This window comes from Stenotrophomonas mexicanensis (assembly GCF_032911605.1).
In the GTDB taxonomy this organism is placed as follows: domain Bacteria; phylum Pseudomonadota; class Gammaproteobacteria; order Xanthomonadales; family Xanthomonadaceae; genus Stenotrophomonas; species Stenotrophomonas maltophilia_A.
This window is the reverse complement of the sequence record NZ_JAWJTG010000067.1, coordinates 1-14,448: the sequence shown is the minus strand read 5'-3', so window position 1 is coordinate 14,448 and position 14,448 is coordinate 1. Positions and strand designations below refer to the sequence as shown.

General features: G+C 66.6%; 13 protein-coding genes and 1 tRNA gene. 5 read left to right on the top strand and 9 right to left on the bottom strand.

The features are described from left to right. Nucleotides 1-220 precede the first annotated feature (220 nt). Nucleotides 221-637, bottom strand: coding sequence for a GNAT family N-acetyltransferase (locus tag R1L06_RS19715; protein WP_010484960.1), 417 nt, complete (start codon nucleotides 635-637; stop codon nucleotides 221-223). Between the two features lie 77 nt (nucleotides 638-714). On the opposite strand from R1L06_RS19715, the gene R1L06_RS19710 reads away from it, so the two are divergent. Continuing rightward, nucleotides 715-1,671, top strand: coding sequence for an SOS response-associated peptidase family protein (locus R1L06_RS19710; protein WP_317218545.1), 957 nt, complete (start codon nucleotides 715-717; stop codon nucleotides 1,669-1,671). Nucleotides 1,672-1,716: 45 nt separating this feature from the next. Here R1L06_RS19710 and R1L06_RS19705 read toward each other — a convergent pair whose 3' ends face one another. Then, complete coding sequence (locus R1L06_RS19705) at nucleotides 1,717-1,914, bottom strand: hypothetical protein (RefSeq protein WP_010484956.1); 198 nt, start codon at nucleotides 1,912-1,914, stop codon at nucleotides 1,717-1,719. Nucleotides 1,915-1,983: 69 nt separating this feature from the next. Beyond that, nucleotides 1,984-2,364 (bottom strand): response regulator, encoded by a 381-nt coding sequence (locus tag R1L06_RS19700; RefSeq protein WP_032129385.1) that lies wholly within the window; start codon nucleotides 2,362-2,364, stop codon nucleotides 1,984-1,986. Between the two features lie 132 nt (nucleotides 2,365-2,496). Here R1L06_RS19700 and R1L06_RS19695 point away from each other — a divergent pair. The 3 genes from R1L06_RS19695 to R1L06_RS19685 all read left to right on the top strand — a co-directional run bounded on the left by R1L06_RS19695 (nucleotide 2,497) and on the right by R1L06_RS19685 (nucleotide 4,747). Beyond that, nucleotides 2,497-2,582: transfer RNA gene (locus R1L06_RS19695), tRNA-Leu, on the top strand. A gap of 70 nt (nucleotides 2,583-2,652) precedes the next feature. After that, nucleotides 2,653-3,195 (top strand): GNAT family N-acetyltransferase, encoded by a 543-nt coding sequence (locus R1L06_RS19690; protein WP_317218544.1) that lies wholly within the window; start codon nucleotides 2,653-2,655, stop codon nucleotides 3,193-3,195. A 115-nt stretch (nucleotides 3,196-3,310) separates the two neighbouring features. Further along, nucleotides 3,311-4,747: a GGDEF domain-containing protein gene (locus R1L06_RS19685; protein ID WP_317218543.1), complete on the top strand. Its 1,437-nt coding sequence runs from the start codon at nucleotides 3,311-3,313 to the stop codon at nucleotides 4,745-4,747. Here the strand turns inward: R1L06_RS19685 and R1L06_RS19680 are convergent. After that, a complete protein-coding gene (locus tag R1L06_RS19680; protein WP_317218542.1) occupies nucleotides 4,744-6,570 on the bottom strand; it encodes a methyl-accepting chemotaxis protein in 1,827 nt (608 codons plus the stop codon). The two genes, R1L06_RS19685 and R1L06_RS19680, sit on opposite strands and share 4 nt — an antisense overlap. A gap of 255 nt (nucleotides 6,571-6,825) precedes the next feature. Continuing rightward, on the bottom strand, nucleotides 6,826-7,428 hold the full coding sequence (locus R1L06_RS19675; RefSeq protein WP_317218541.1) for a GNAT family N-acetyltransferase: 603 nt from the start codon (nucleotides 7,426-7,428) through the stop codon (nucleotides 6,826-6,828). A 95-nt stretch (nucleotides 7,429-7,523) separates the two neighbouring features. On the opposite strand from R1L06_RS19675, the gene R1L06_RS19670 reads away from it, so the two are divergent. Further along, the gene (locus R1L06_RS19670; protein ID WP_317218540.1) at nucleotides 7,524-8,612 is read left to right on the top strand and encodes a DUF5694 domain-containing protein; all 1,089 of its coding nucleotides are present in this window, start codon (nucleotides 7,524-7,526) and stop codon (nucleotides 8,610-8,612) included. A gap of 39 nt (nucleotides 8,613-8,651) precedes the next feature. Here the strand turns inward: R1L06_RS19670 and R1L06_RS19665 are convergent, their stop codons facing one another. The 4 genes from R1L06_RS19665 to R1L06_RS19650 form a co-directional block, all read right to left on the bottom strand. After that, nucleotides 8,652-8,882, bottom strand: coding sequence for a hypothetical protein (locus R1L06_RS19665; RefSeq protein ID WP_317218539.1), 231 nt, complete (start codon nucleotides 8,880-8,882; stop codon nucleotides 8,652-8,654). A 62-nt stretch (nucleotides 8,883-8,944) separates the two neighbouring features. Next, the gene (locus R1L06_RS19660) at nucleotides 8,945-11,134 is read right to left on the bottom strand and encodes a PAS domain S-box protein (protein ID WP_317218538.1); all 2,190 of its coding nucleotides are present in this window, start codon (nucleotides 11,132-11,134) and stop codon (nucleotides 8,945-8,947) included. Between the two features lie 207 nt (nucleotides 11,135-11,341). After that, the gene (locus R1L06_RS19655; RefSeq protein ID WP_317218537.1) at nucleotides 11,342-13,729 is read right to left on the bottom strand and encodes a Tex family protein; all 2,388 of its coding nucleotides are present in this window, start codon (nucleotides 13,727-13,729) and stop codon (nucleotides 11,342-11,344) included. Nucleotides 13,730-13,936: 207 nt separating this feature from the next. Continuing rightward, entirely contained in the window at nucleotides 13,937-14,152 is a 216-nt protein-coding gene (locus tag R1L06_RS19650; protein WP_005410085.1) for a hypothetical protein, read from the bottom strand. Between the last annotated feature and the right edge of the window lie 296 nt (nucleotides 14,153-14,448).

Here is a 14,448-nt window from a genome sequence, read left to right as displayed (position 1 = left end):
AGGACATCACCCTTTCACGGTGGCGACCGGGGTTCGAATCCCCGTGGGGACGCCAATTCTTTAAAACCCCGGCTTCGGCCGGGGTTTTTCTTTGCCTGTGATTCCTGGGAAGGCCCTATCCACGCATGGCGCGGATCTACTGCAGGGCCGGGATGGATCCGGCGGCCGGTTGGCCCAGTAGATCCACGCCATGCGTGGATGGCTTCAACTCGGCCACACCTCAGAACCGGCGATACATCCCGATCGATGCAGGTGCGGTGGGTGCGAAACCAAACTGCGCGTACAACCGGTGCGCTTCACCATCCGCCAGAAGGCTGACGTATGCCGACGGCGGCAGGTTCGCCTGCATCCAGCCCTCCAGGCGACGCATCACTTCCTTGCCCAGGCCCTGCCCCTGCAGGCGCGGCAACACAGCGATATCGCAGACCTGCAGGTGGCAGCCCCCATCGCCGACGATGCGCCCCATCGCCACCAGCTCGTTACCCTGGTAGGCACACACGCCATACAGGGTATTGGGCAGCGCGCGTGCCGCCGCCTCCTGGCTCTTGGCACTGAGGCCCGCCAGCACACGCAGCTGGCAATAGTCTTCGACCGTGGGCACGGCGTCGCGGAACTGGCAGGCGACGGAATCATTCATGCGCTATCTCCCTGTAGGTCGGGCTATCCTGCCTCATCCATGTCGCAGCTGCTGCGACCCACGCCCGCAGAGTTCCCATGTGCTATTCCGCCCTCATCCGCGCCGACTACGCCAAGCTGGTGCGCGAGTTCGGCGCCATCCTGTCGCTGGAAGAATTCGCGGAGCTGTACGCGCACGATCCTGGCAAGAAGCGCCCCAGAACTCCCAAGGCGATGGATGACGGCTTCGCCGGCGCGCGCACCGAGCAGGGCCGCGACATCGCCGCGAAAATCCAGCAGTGGCATGCGCAGGAACGCCAGGATCTGGAAGCGGAGCTGGCCCGCCAGCGCGAGCGACGCGATATTGCCAATGCCACGCTGGCGACCCGCCCCACCCAGAAGGCACGCAACGACCTGCGCGTGGCCGGCAACCGCATCGATCGTGCGCAGGCTCGGCTGGAAGACCTGCACCGGGTGCAGTTGCTGCCGCGCGACAACCGCATTTTCCCCGGTACCTACGCACCGGTGATGGTCAGCGAGGGCGGCAAACGCGTGATCAAGCCGATGCGCTACCAGTGCCGGCTGCCGGACAAGCCTGCGCGCAACGACGTGCTATATCCGGGCACCTACAACGCGCGGCGCGACAGCCTGGAAGGCTATTGGCGCTGTGCGTTCGGGCTGCGCCACGGCGTGGTGGTGGTGCAGGCGTTCTATGAGCACGTGCCACGCCATGCCATCGCCGGCCGTACGCTGGGTGCCGATGAGAAGGATCAGGACGTGGTGCTGGAGTTCCGGCCCGATCCCCCGCGCGACCTGCTGCTGGCCTGCCTGTGGGCGGAATGGGAAGGACCGGAAGGTCGCCTCCTGTCATTTGCCACGATCACCGACACGCCTCCGCACGACGTCGCCGCTGCGGGCCATGACCGCGGCGTCGTTCCCATCCGCAAGGAACACCTCGATGCCTGGCTCAATCCCGATCCGGATGACCTGGCGCGGCAGTACCGCATCCTCGACGACCGCGAGGAGATCCGCTACGTATACGAAGAAGCGGGCTGAACACCGCGCACAGATGAAAAACCCCGCCTGGGCGGGGTTCATGGATCAGGGATTGCCGCCGCACATCGCCTCTTCGCAGAAGGCCTGTTCCTGCAGGCATTGTTCGACCTCTCCACCCCGCGCGATGCAGCTCTTGTAGAGCTGGAAACAGGGCTGGCCACACCACGCAGCAGAGGCCGTACCACCGAAGACCGCCATCGAAAGGACACCCGCAGCTACCATGCGCTTGATCCACTTCTTCATGCCACTCTCCTTGTAGGCCTGAGCATTCAGGCCCGGGCAGGATACGCCCACCGCTTCAGCACGCGCCAATCAGGCGCTGGCGCTGGCGCGGCCCACTGCGCGTACCAGCGCCTGGCTCAGATCTGCCGAGAGATAGGGCTTCACCAGCAGCACGCCGGCCAGCATCGGCTCGGGCAGCTGCTCGGCCTGCATCCCGGTGGCCAACACGAACGGCACCCCGCGCGCCGACAGTGCCGCAGCCACCGGCTCGCTGGTCTCATTGCGGGCCAGGCGGTAATCGAGCAGGGCCACGTCCGGGGTCGACGCCTGCAGCAGGCGCAGCGCTTCAGCCACGCTCGCGGCCAGCCCCACCACCGTCGCACCGGCATGCACCAGCTGCATCTGCAGCAGTGCGGCACTCATCTCGTCGTTCTCGACCACCAGCACCCTCAGGTCCTGCAACACTGTCATCGGCTACCGCTCCTGGAGGCATTCAAGCCGCCGCAGTATAGCCATGACAGGGCCGAAGCCGACAGGAGGCGCCCCGATCGGCCTCCCCACTATGAAAGCCGTGCCGACCTCGGTTACACTCGCACGCTGCCTGCCGGTGTGGCGGAATGGTATACGCAGCTGACTCAAAATCAGCCGGGGGTGACCCCATGAAGGTTCGAGTCCTTTCACCGGCACCACTGCATCAAAGGCCAGGTCCCCGACCTGGCCTTTTGCATTTTCAGGACCGGAGCGCCGACACTGGCGACGATGCCAACGCCCGCCCTGCCCACGCTCCCTGCCACCCTGCCCGCACGGCTGCGTCCACTGCACGTGGATGATGCTGCCGCCTGGGCCGGCTATCTCTCGCTGCCGGGCGTGACCGAGCACACCAGCTGGGGCGACGTTTCCGAAAGAGCACTGCGCTGCCAGATCGCCGGTTACCTGCCCACGGCAACGGACCAGCGCTGGGCGCTGGTGGGCGCCGACAGCCAGCTGATCGGCACCGTTGGCCTGAACGGAATCGACCTGTCGCATGGCCGCGGCGAACTTGCCTATGATCTCGATCCGCGCTGGCAGGGTCAGGGACTGGCCACGCACGCAGCACGCGCGGTGCTCGAATGGGGCCATGCCGCACTCGCTCTGGTCCGAATCCAGGCGACTGTCCTGGACAGCAACGCCCGCTCGATCGCCGTGCTGGAACGCATCGGCATGCAGCGCGAAGGCCTGCTGCGCGCTTACCGGCGGGTTCGAGGACAGCCCCGTGACTTCTGGATGTACGCCCGCGTCGAAGGCTCCGCGTCACCATGCTGAAACACAACTGCGACTTCCGGCAAGCTTTGGAATAGACGCAGCGCACACTTTTCTTGCAAGCCACACGTGCTTCTGCCTATCGTGATCCCAGCCGGAGCTGGGGGCGGGGGAATGCATGACGTTGCGTGCGGCACTGTTTTTTCTGGTCACGCACGCGCTCGTCATTGCCTTTGTTGGCCCGCAGGACCCGGTCGGCTCCTACCTGATGCTGATCACTGCGCCGTTGCTGGCTGCACTGGCCTGCGTGCGGCGTGCGCGTGACAGCCGCCAGGCGGCCTGCAAATGGCGGACGCTGGGCGCTGCCGTGGGCCTGTTCTCGCTGGCCCTGCTCGCCCTGCTGTACCGCAATGTGGCCGGCCTCGATCCTGCGCAGATGACCGTGTCTTCGCTGATCCTGTACGTGTTCTACCGCATCCCCCTGACCTACGTGGCCGCCAGCCCGGGCGGCGGCAACCGCTGCATCCGCGCGGTGGACCTGCTGATCATCGCGCTGCTGTGGCTGCTGTACTTCGGGCACACGCGGGCGATGGCGCATTTCAACGCCGCATTGTGGACGCAGTGCCTGAACGCCATGAGCAACCTACAGAACAGCCTGGTGTTCTGCTTCGCGCTGATCCGCTTCCTGGCCGAGGACAATCCCGACCGCCGCGATTTCTTCCGGACACTTGCGATCTACGCGCTGGGCTATTTCCTGCTGGCGTTCTACATCAACACCTACCAGCCGCAGCTGCCTGACGGCAACTGGGGGGACCTGCTGATCAGCGGACTGTTCGTGGTGCTGGCCGTCATGGCCGCCAGCAAGCGCCGCTATCCGGCGGTGGAGGTATCGCGCAGCCTGCGCCGCATCGTCGACGCCGGCGTGCCGTTGATGCTGCCCTTGCTGCTGATGATGGTGGCGCTGCTGGTCGCGCGCCTGCAGCCCACCCTGGCCACGGTGGGCTTCATTGGTGCCATGCTCGGTTATGCCCTGCGCAGCGTGCTGAGCCAGGTGGAGATCCAGCGCCAGCGCGATGAGCTGGAAACGCTGGCGCGGCGCGATCCGCTGACTGGGCTGGGCAACCGCCGCAGCTTCGACGAATCTCTTGGCAATGCCCGTGGCCGCGCACGCCGCCAGGGACTCGGGCTGGCGGTACTGATGATCGACATCGACCACTTCAAACGGCTCAATGACACCTATGGCCATCCGGAGGGTGATCGTCGCCTGCAGTCGGTCGCCGCCATTCTTGATGGCTGCCTGCAACGAGGTGACGATCTGCTGGCGCGCTATGGCGGCGAAGAGTTCATCGCCGCCCTGCCCTCGCCCGATGCCGCCCACGCACTGGGCCTGGGCGAACGGCTGCGCGCTTCGGTCGAAGCCGCAGCCCTGCCCGCCCCCGAGGCCACCATCACCATCAGCATCGGCGTGGCCTGGCAGGCACCCGGCGAAGACCGCGATCCGCGCGACCTGGTCGAACGCGCCGACCAGGCCCTGTATCGCGCCAAACATGCCGGACGCAACTGCGTACGCGGCGACACCGATAGCAAAGAAGACCCGTCCGGTCGCCGCGCCTAGACCGCGTGCAGCCCCGCTGTTCCGTGCCGGTGCCCGGCCCCGCCCTGCACGCGGAAACTGGCCACGGTCTGCAGCAGCTGCGCCGACTGCTCTTCCATGCTGCGCGCCGCCGCCGACGCCTCCTCGACCAGGGCCGCGTTCTGCTGGGTGCCCTGATCGATCAGGTCGACCGCATGATTCATCTGCTGGATATCGTCGCTCTGCTGCTGCGAGGCCGTGCTGATTTCAGTCATCAGGTCACTGACCCGGCGCACGTTGGTCACGATTTCATCCATGGTACGGCCCGCGCTCTCAACCTGCGCCGTGCCGGCGCCCACATTGGCAACCGACTCATCGATCAGGTGCTTGATCTCCTTGGCTGCGCTGGCCGAACGCTGCGACAGCGCGCGGATCTCAGTGGCGACCACGGCAAAGCCGCGGCCATGTTCACCGGCACGCGCAGCCTCCACCGCTGCGTTCAGCGCGAGAATGTTGGTCTGGAAGGCGATGCCGTCGATCACTCCGATGATGTCGACGATGCGCCGCGACGAGGCATTGATCACCGCCATCGTCTCGACCACTTCATGCACCACAGTGCCGCCTCGAGCGGCGACGTCGGCCGCTCCACCGGCCAGTTGGCTGGCCTGGCGCGCGTTGGTGGCCGTGCGCTGCACGGTCTCGGCCAGGCCTTTCATCGACACAGCGGTTTCCTCCAGCGAGGCCGCCTGCTGCTCGGTACGCTGCGAGAGGTCGCTGTTGCCCTGTGCGATTTCGGTCGCGCCGACTGCGATGGTGTCCGCGGCGAACTTGATCTGGCCGATGATCGCGGCCATCGCCTCGACCAGCGAATTCACGCCTTCGCACAGTTCGGCGATCGACCCGTTCTTGTCGGCGGTGGCCACGCGCTGGGTCAGATCGCCCTGCTTGGCGGCAGCCACCACCTCGCGGGTCTGCGCCACGGCGCGCTGCATGGCCTGGTTCTCGTGCACCTGCGCGGTGATGTCGGTGGCGTACTTGACGACCTTGAACGGCTTGCCATTGAGGTCCAGGATCGGGTTGTAGGATGCCTGGATCCAGACCTCGCGCCCGCCCTTGCCCAGGCGCCGATACTGGCCGGCGTCATATTCGCCGCGCCCGAGCTTCTCCCAGAACTGGCGATACTCGACGCTGCTGCGATGCTCAGGCTCGACAAACAACGAATGGTGCTGCCCGCGCACTTCGTCCAGGCTGTAGCCGGTAGCGGCCAGGAAATTGTCATTGGCCGACAGGATGCGGCCATCCATGCTGAACTCGATCACCGCCTGCGATTTGGCGATCGCGGCCAGTTGCCCCGCCGAGTCGGCCGCCTGCAGCTTCTGCGCGGTGATGTCGGTCGCGAACTTGACCACCTTGTACGGCCGCCCCTGGCGGTCCAGCACCGGGTTGTACGAAGCCTGGATCCAGATCTCGCGCAGACCTTTGCCGAAGCGGCGGTACTGTCCGGCGTCATATTCGCCACGCCCCAGGCGTACCCAGAAGTCGCGGTATTCCGCGCTGCGCGCCTGCTCGGGGTCGACGAACAGGGAGTGATGCTTGCCCTGGATCTCCTCCAGCCGGTAACCCATCGCCTGCAGGAAATTGTCATTGGCCCGCAGGATGGTGCCGTCGAGCGCGAACTCGATGACGGCCTGCACGCGATGCAGCGCGGCCACCTGCGCTTCCAGCTCGGTGCGGTCGGTCATCGCCGCCTCTGTGCTGGTGCGTTGCTGCGGCGCCAGCACGCCAAGCAGCGCACGCCACGGCGACCAACGGGTATGCAGCTCGGCCGGCGCCTGCGCGCCTGCCGTGAAGCCTGGAATGAGCATTGTCTGATCCTCGGTGTCCGGTAAGCGGTTGTGACCCGACGGGCGGGATGCCCGGCGGCAACATCAGTTGCCAGGGACTACAGGTGCCAACGGGCACCTCTCGAGCGACTGCCAAGAACGTCTGCTGCGGGTGCGATCGGCATCTGGAAACGGCGGAACACACTGCGCGGACCATCCGTCGGGGGCAGCCTGGGGTCCTGCGGCGGGTGACTGGAGCGGGATCCAGAGGGAGTATCGGCGACGCCGTCGGCCGCTTTAGCGGGATTCCGCGACGTCCGTCGCAACTCCGTGCATTGCAGCCGGAATGCGGTAGACGATTGCCGTGTACTTCACGCCCTGCTCACGTACCACAGCCTGCCCACCAAGGGACTCAGCCAATGCACGGCTGGACCGGTTCCGTTCCGCCACCGGGTAGCGGAACGCAGCACAGCGCAGGCGCCCGGAGGCCGCCGCCCACACCGCCGCCACTGCCTCGCGGCCATAGCCGTGCCCATGCATCACTTCTGCGATCCAGATGCCCAGTTCGGGTTCTGCTTCACGGGCTCGATGCAGGCCTGCCAGGCCAAGGAATACCCCATCCCCGCGCCTGCGGATCACCAACGTGATGTCGGTCCCGTCGGCGATGGTAAGCAGCCACGTCCGCCAGACGGCAGCAAACGCCTCCTTCGAGGGTGGCGGCTCAAACGCCATATAGCGGGTCAGCCCGGGTGTGATTGCCACAAATGCCTCGTCGGCGTCACCGGGCGTGAATGGCCGGAGGTGCAGCCGCGGACTGTCGATGGTCCAGTCGTCCAATGTCATCTTCTGCATCGCCTGGGCATTGCGTACAGCATCGCTCAGCAGAAGGATGCAGCTCAAGGCAGAAAGGTTTACATGACCAATGCGGGATTCCCCAGCAGGAGAAAATGACCAGCATGAAGGTCCCGCAGGATGCTCATCGACATGGAGATCGCATGTTCCCTCGCTTTGCCAGCCTTCTCTTCCTGGCCCTGTGCAGCAGCAGCGCGCTGGCCAACGACGCCGCCTATCGACCCGCCTTCCACCCCGACCAGCTGAAGGGACCACCCGCAGGACGCCCGAACGAAGTGCTGGTGCTGGGCAGCCCGCACCTGTCCAGCCTGCCGGAGACCTTCACGCTGGCGATGCTGGAACCTCTGCTGCAGCGCCTGGAAGCCTGGCGGCCCACCGCGATCGCGGTGGAGAACCTGTCCGGCCTGCAGTGTGACTTCATGCGCCGCAATCCGGCCCGATACGCGGAGAGCGTAGCGGACTACTGCGTCGATCCGGCACCGGCGCAGGCCGCCACCGGCCTGGACGTGCCCAGCGCCAACGTGGAGATGGAACGCCTGCTTGCGGATTGGCCGAAGGCGCCGACCGCTGCCCAGCGGCGCCGATTGGCCGCCGTGTTCCTGGCCGCGGGCGAAAGCAGCTCGGCAGTCGTCCAATGGCTGCGGCTGTCCAGGGAAGAGCGACGTGCTTCGGACAGCCTGACACCGGAGCTGGTGCAGTTCCTCGACACGCGCATGGCCCGCCGCAACGAGGCCGGACTGGTGGCCGGCGTACTTGCGGCACGCCTGGGGCTGGAGCGCCTGTGGTCGGTCGACGACCACACTGCAGATTCGCCAACACCGGAATCGCAGCAGAAGGCCTACGCTGCCGCCATACGCGGTGCCTGGGACAATTCCTTCGTCAAAGCGCGCAGGGCGGCCGATGAACGACTGGAGGCCAATCTTGCTCAACCGGATGGATTGCTCGCAATGTATCGCGCCTACAACACGCCCGAGGCCGCGATGGTGGCCTTCAACAGCGATTTCGGCGCGACCCTCGTCGAGCCCTCGCCGGAAGGCTTCGGCCGCAACTACGTGGGCTACTGGGAAACCCGCAACCTGCGCATGGTCGCCAACATGCGCGACATCCTGGGCCAGCATCCAGGCACCCGCATGCTGACCATCGTCGGTGCCTCGCACAAGGGCTACTACGAGGCTTACCTCGACCTGATGCACGACGTGCAGCTGGTCAGTTCGGATGAAGTACTGCGCTGACGCAACATGACGTGGAGGATGCGGTGACCATCCACCGCATCACTCCACCGCGTTCCTGCCCGTCCGCCACAGCACGATGCTGGCGGCACCGATACAGGACAGCGTCAACACCAGCAGGGCGACCGCGCCGCCCTGCAGTACCGGCAGCAGGGCCTGCGCGTGAAGGTCGCCGCGCAGCTGTTCCGCACGCAGGCAGGCGGCCAGCGCGAGGCACCAGCCAACCATCGCCGGGGCGTAGGCCCGCATCGCAACCGGGTTCCAGACCTTCATGGGATCACCTGCATGAGTGGATGTGCGCGCAGTATTCGCGCACGCCCTCTCACAGGCTGAGATCAGCCCTCGGCGGCTTCGGAATCATCGCCGGGCAGCTCACTGGCCTCGCCCTGCACCTGTACGTTGTTGCGACCCATTGCCTTGGCCCGGTAGCACTGGGCATCAGCCGCCGCCACGGCCTGGTCCACGCTCATCCCACCCGCCAATGGCGCGATACCGATGCTGGCACCCACATGCAGGCGGTCCCGGTCCCACGGAATCGACAGCGATGCCAGGGTGTGCAGCAGTTCACCGCCGATGCGCGCGGCACGACGCGGCGTGCAGCCGGACAGGATCACTGCGAATTCGTCGCCGCCCAGACGCGCCACTACGTCCGAATCGCGCACACCGTGGCGCAGCACGCTGGCCACCGCCCACAGCACGGCATCGCCGGCCAGATGGCCCCAGGTGTCGTTGACCGGCTTGAAGCGGTCCAGGTCGATGTACATCAACGACGCGGCCTGGCCAGTTCGCTCGACGCGGGTGATCGCCTGCTGCAGATGCACCTCGAAACCGCGACGGTTGCTCAGCTCGGTGAGCGGATCGATCTCGGCCAGATGGCGCGCTTCGCGCTGGCGCGCGCGCTGCTGGGTGTCATCACGCAGTACCCACACTGCACCGCGTACATGACCTTCATCATCGCGCAGCCAGGCACGGGTCAGGTCGACCGGGATCGTGGCCGTGCCCAGGCGCAGCAGAAGATCGGCGTGCAGGTCCACCGCATTGCTTTCCGGGTCCAGCAGGACCGACACATCCAGTACCGAGCCGGGCGCATATTCGGTGGTCAGTGCCAGCACGTCCTGCACCTTGTGCCCGGCCAGCGACAGCGCGCCATCACCCGCCAGGGTGCGTACTGCGGCGGCATTGGCGTAGTCGATACGGCCATCCAGGCTGACACTGAGCACCAGGTCGGCAACCGCATCAAGCGTGATACGGCTGCGCTGCTCGCTCTCGAACAGGCGCTGCTCGCTGCTGCGCTGGGCGCTGATGTCCTGGATCTGCGACACGAAATGCAGCGGTTCACCGTGCTCGGTGCGCACCAGCGACACCGACAGCCGCGCCCAGATCACCTTGCCGTCGCGATCGAGATAGCGCTTTTCCAGGTGGTAGTGGCTGCGCCGCCCGGCCAGCAGATCCTGCACCAGGGCCAGGTCGGTCTGCAGGTCATCGGGGTGGGTCAGGCGCTGGAAATCAACCTGCAGCAGTTCTTCGCGGGGGTAGCCCAGGATCCGGCACAGTGCGTCATTGACGTCCAGCCAGCGTCCTTCCAGCGACACCAGCGCCATGCCCAGCGCCGCCGACGTGAACGCACCGGCGAATTTCTCTGCCGACAGGCGTGCTTCGGCGCGCGCCTGCAGGATCTCGGTGATGTCGATGGACATGCCGACATAGCCGATCCGCGCGCCGCCGGCACCATCCATGCGGCTGATCGACAAGCGCACCTGGCGTGGCTGGCCATCCTTGCGCCGCAGTGTCCACTGCCGTGAATAGGTCTGCTCATCGGCGCGGGCGCTGAGTGCTTCAAACGCGCCCGGCAGGCGTCCGTCCGCAGCCGCCAGCGGCCGCAGCCAGGCCGCCAGCTCGTCCGGATCGTGGAAATCACCCAGTCGCCGCTGGCCGACCACTTCTTCCGCGCTGTAACCCAGCAGGCGTTCCGCGCCGGTATTGAACAGGGTGATGGTGCCTTCGGTATCGGTCGCGATCACCGCCACCTCATCGGACGCGTCGACCACGGCCTGCAATCGCTGCCGGCTCTCGGCCGCATCCTGCCGCGCCTGCTGCAGCTCGGTCACGTCGGCGTGCGCACCGGCCATCCACAGCGGTCGTCCCTGCCCGTCCCATTCGAACACGCGGCCACGATCGTGGATCCATATCCACTGGCCATTCTTGTGGCGCATGCGCAGCAGGCAGACATAGTTGTCGCTGAGGCCTTCGAAGTGATCCTCGAGTGCCGCGTCGGACAGGACGATGTCGTCGGGGTGGACCAGCTTCAGGAACGTCTTCTGGCACACCGGCTCCAGCTCTTCCAGGCGATAGCCGACAATCTCCGCCCAGCGCGCATTGACCCGCATTTCGCCGGTCTGCACGTTCCATTCCCAGGTACCGGCAGCGGTGCCGTCGATGATCATGGCCAGGCGCCGGCGCTCTTCTGCCAGTTCCTGCAGGCGCCGCTCGAGCAGCCCGTTGCCGTTGTTTCCCTGGCCCGCCATCAATCCGGTCCCCGGCCCGCACAGGCGGGCAGCAGCCGCAGCACAACGCTGCAGCCCTCAACGAAGACAACGGATCCTGCTGGCGTCATGGCCCTCCCCAGCGACAGCGGGGAGGCCAAACGCCCCCCTCAGGCGCAAGTGTGCGCAATCACGGGGAAAATCGACAAGTCCCCCGCCACGAATCAAGCGTGACGGGGGACACGGTCCTCAACTGCGCTTGGCGCGGGCGAAGGCCTCCGCCAGGGCGTTGTTGGCCGGGGGCGCGGACTGAGCGGGACGGCCGCCATTGCCCTGGCCCCGGTTTGGCCCGCGGTTCTGGCCGCCTGCGTCGCGGCGCGGCCCCTGCCCCTGGCCGCGGTCATCACGCTGGCCCGGGCGGCTGGTGGCCTGCCCGGGGGTGTCGTCCAGGCGCCGGGTCAGGGCGATGCGCTTGCGCGCCACGTCCACCTCCAGCACCTTGACCTTGACGATATCGCCGGCCTTGACGACGTCGCGCGGGTCCTTCACGAAGGTATCGGAGAGCGCCGAGATGTGGATCAGGCCGTCCTGGTGCACGCCGATATCGACAAAGGCGCCAAAGGCCGCCACGTTGCTGACCACGCCTTCCAGCACCATGCCCTCGCGCAGGTCCTTGATGTCCTCGACGCCCTCGGCGAAGCGCGCCGCCTTGAACTCCGGACGCGGATCGCGGCCCGGCTTCTCCAGTTCCTTCAGGATGTCGCGCACGGTCGGCACGCCGAAGGTGGCATCTGTGAACTGCTCGGCCTTCAGGCCACGCAGGAAGCTGCCGTCACCGATCAGCGCCTTGATCGGGCGCGAGGTGCTGGCCACGATGCGCTCGACCACCGGGTAGGCTTCGGGATGCACCGCCGAGGCGTCCAGCGGCTGGTCACCATCGGCGATACGCAGGAAGCCGGCGCACTGCTCGAAGGTCTTCTCGCCCAGGCGCGCGACCTTCAGCAGGTCCTTGCGACGCTTGAACGGGCCATTGTCGTCACGATGGCGCACGATGTTCTCGGCCACCGTGGACGACAGGCCGGACACGCGCGACAGCAGCGCGGCCGAAGCGGTGTTCACGTACACGCCCACGGCATTCACGCAGTCCTCGACCCGCGCATCCAGCGCCCGCGCCAGGCGGTACTGGTCCACGTCGTGCTGGTACTGGCCGACACCGATCGCCTTGGGTTCGATCTTGACCAGTTCGGCCAGCGGATCCTGCAGGCGGCGCGCGATGGACACCGCGCCACGCAGCGACACGTCCAGCCCCGGGAATTCCTTGGCCGCGAACTCGGACGCCGAGTACACCGACGCGCCCGCCTCGCTGACCACCACCTTCTGCAGCTTCGGGTTGGCGGCAGCCTTGATCGCTTCGCCGGCCAGCTTGTCGGTTTCGCGGCTGGCGGTGCCGTTGCCGATCGCGATCAGTTCCACGTTGTGCTTGGCGCACAGCTGCTTGATCGTCTGCAGCGACTGGTCCCACTGCCGGCGCGGCTCGTGCGGGTAGATGGTCTCGGTGGCGACCAGCTTGCCGGTGGCATCGACCACGGCAATCTTGCAGCCGGTGCGGATGCCCGGATCCAGCCCGAGTACGGTCTTCGGGCCCGCCGGAGCCGCCAGCAGCAGGTCCTTCAGGTTGTCGCCGAACACTGCGATGGCTTCGGCCTCGGCCTTTTCGCGAGCCTGGTTGAACAGGTCCAGCAGCAGATGGGTGTGCAGCTTGGCACGCCAGGTCAGGCGGCAGGCATCCAGCAGCCAGCGGTCGGCGGCGCGGCCCTGATCGGCGATGCCGGCCTTGCGCGCCACGCGTCCTTCGGCGTACTGGTGGCCGGCCTCGGCCTCGTTGCCCGGGTCCAGCTCCAGGAACAGGATCTCCTCGCGGCGCGCACGGAACAGCGCCAGCAAGCGGTGCGAGGGAATCTTCGCCAGCGCCTCGGCGTGTTCGAAATAGTCACGGTACTTGGCGCCTTCGGTTTCCTTGCCCTCGGCCACGCGGGCACGGATCACGCCGGTCTCGCCCAGCCAGGTGCGCAGCTCACCGACCAGCGCGGCATCTTCGCCCCAGCGCTCCATCAGGATCGCGCGTGCACCTTCCAGCGCAGCCTTGGTGTCGGCCACGCCCTTGTCGGTGTCGACGAAGGAAGCCGCGAAGACCTGAGGGTCCTGCGTCGGGTCGGCCAGCAGGCCATCAGCCAGCGGTTCCAGACCGGCCTCGCGGGCGATCTGGGCGCGGGTACGGCGCTTGGGCTTGTACGGCAGGTACAGGTCTTCCAGCCGGCTCTTGGTGTCGGCGGCCAGGATGTCGTTGCGCAGTTCGTCGCTGAGCTTGCCCTGCTCACCGATGCTGGCCAGCACCGCCGCGCGACGGTCTTCCAGTTCGCGCAGGTAGGTCAGGCGCACTTCCAGGTTGCGCAGCTGGGTGTCGTCCAGGCCCCCGGTCACTTCCTTGCGGTAGCGCGCGATGAACGGAACGCTGGCGCCCTCGTCGAGCAGGCCGACGGCGGCACGTACCTGGGCGGACTGGGCACCGATCTCGTCGGCGATGGTCTGGGCGATCTGCTGGGCGAGCGCGCTCTGGGCGTTCTTGGCGTCGTGCATTGCTTCAGGTCTGTGCCGCGTTACGGGAAGACCCCATTCTGGCAATCCACGACGGAGCCGGACAAGGCATTGACAGGGGGCGAGGTTCAGCGGCGGGGCCGGAGTGGACGCCGGCATCCTGGCGAAAAGAGGGCTCGGACTGGCCCTGGGCTGGGATGCCGGCGCGGGCGCGCGATGGTGGGCGCGCCCTGCCGCGTGTTGCGGAGGTCAGCGGTAGTGGCGGGCGGCGCGCTGCATGACGATCTCGTCACGCATGCCTTCCAGGGCCATCAGGCGGACCTTGCCGACACCCTGCAGTTCCATGAACCGCTCCGTGTAGAACTCCGGCCCCAGCGCGGTGTCGGCGCGGGATTTGCTGAAGCCGTAGGGCACCACGCCCTTCTCGCCATCCTTGCTACCACCGACATAAAGAACGATTGCCATGTGATGTATTCCTCCAAATTGCTACTGCGTACTGCACTCGATGAGCGATGCTGCGAGCTCATCGAGGGAGAGCTTACCGCGTCGAACCTGACTGGAACGTCACGAAGGCTAATGACGATCGGTTGCATGCAGATGACTGCGGGATCGCAGCAGAATGCTTACGGATCTTTAACTTCCGGCTAACGAATCCGCGGGGTATTCCCGCCAACGGCGCAGCCCCTCGTGGCTTGGTCGCGGAATGCGCTTCATGCGATTGGGCCGGGCGGGGTGGGGCCGCGGGACACGCCGTAAACCCG